At 56.1% G+C, this 848-nt stretch carries 1 protein-coding gene; it reads left to right on the top strand.

Annotation, left to right across the window (positions count from 1 at the left end):
• Window positions 1-584, top strand: a 584-nt coding sequence (locus EN925_RS37855) for an SIR2 family protein (protein WP_206633183.1), incomplete at its 5' end; no start/stop codon positions are given.
• Between the last annotated feature and the right edge of the window lie 264 nt (window positions 585-848).

Here is an 848-nt window from a genome sequence, read left to right on the forward strand (position 1 = left end):
CTGTCATATACACAACCAATTATGACCGTAACCTGGAACTGGCTTATGAAATATACGGTCGGGACTACGTGAAAGTGGCCAATGCACGCGATGTAGCGCAGGCCCGCCAAGGCGTTACCCACATCGTCAAATTCCATGGTGATTTCGACGAGGATTCTTCCCTCGTCCTCACCGAAACGGACTACCTTGATCGTCTCTCCTTCAATTCTCCGCTGGACGTGCGTTTTCGCTCGGATGCACTCGGCAGCACGATCCTCTTCATTGGCTATAGCCTTTCCGACCCAAACATTCGGTTGTTGCTGCACCGTCTCTGGCAGACGTGGCATCGGTCCGGCTATGAGAAAGATCGCCCGCCGTCGTTCATCTTCATGACCAGCCGAAACCCTGTGGAGGAGGCCGTGCTTGGACGTTGGGGCATTTCGGTCGTCGTCGGCGAAATCGACGAGCCGCAAGCTGCTTTGGTGGACTTCCTCAGCCGGCTGGCGGAGATGGTTGGGGACGGAGCCGAGCCTGGAGAGACGACCCATGAGGGAACCGTCGTCAGACAAAGAGCGATTGAAACAGTCAGATCAAGGGGCAGCTAGGCGGGCTCTCAAGGAACGCCGTACGGCAGAGAACGTCGTTCCAGAGGCGACCATAGCCAGTTTGTGTGGCCAGTTTGAAAATCGCATCCCATAGAGCATGCGATCTCCCATGTGAGCTTTCAACTATTCTGGCGGACGCGCTGGAACATTCTCGCATCAACGAGCTTCGAAGGGGGCACTGTTCCCGTTCAGTGTGTTTTCCCCCTGTGAGACTGCCCGCCGCCGAAAGGTGGCGGGCTTTTTTGTTGGGATGCAACCTTGGAC

It is taken from the genome of Mesorhizobium sp. M7A.F.Ca.US.006.04.2.1 (assembly GCF_004022915.1).
Lineage (GTDB): Bacteria > Pseudomonadota > Alphaproteobacteria > Rhizobiales > Rhizobiaceae > Mesorhizobium > Mesorhizobium ciceri.